A 353-nucleotide genomic window follows, 5' to 3' on the forward strand; every position below is an offset into this window, starting at 1 on the left:
GGGGGTAGTCGTCGCTCTTGTAGTAGTCCTTGGCCAGCATGCCGGCGTAGTACTGCCAGGGCACAAAGGCGAGGTCGGCGTAGGAGAACCTGCGGCCGACCAGCCACCTGTTGCCGTCGGCGTCGTCGGCCTGCTTGGAGAGGTGGGTCTCGAGCACGGCGGTGACGCGGTTGATCTCCTTGGCGTAGCGCTCGACGGCCGAGGGCACCTTGGGCTCGTGGTACTTTGTGAACCAGACGAACTGGCCGTAGTAGGGGCCCTGGCCCGTGGTCTGGAAGAAGAGCCACTGCTTGGCCAGGTGCGACTCGTTGCTGCCCGCCGGGAAGCTGACCTTGTGCTCCTTGTCGTACGTC

The 353-nt window shown here is 64.9% G+C and carries 1 protein-coding gene; it reads right to left on the reverse strand.

Annotated elements, in window-relative coordinates; genetic code table 11:
- Positions 1–353, reverse strand: a 353-nt coding sequence (locus tag E2R66_RS28205) for a glutathione binding-like protein (RefSeq protein WP_192902019.1), incomplete at both ends; no start/stop codon positions are given.

The organism is Mucilaginibacter psychrotolerans (genome assembly GCF_004519315.1).
Taxonomy (GTDB): domain Bacteria; phylum Bacteroidota; class Bacteroidia; order Sphingobacteriales; family Sphingobacteriaceae; genus Mucilaginibacter; species Mucilaginibacter psychrotolerans.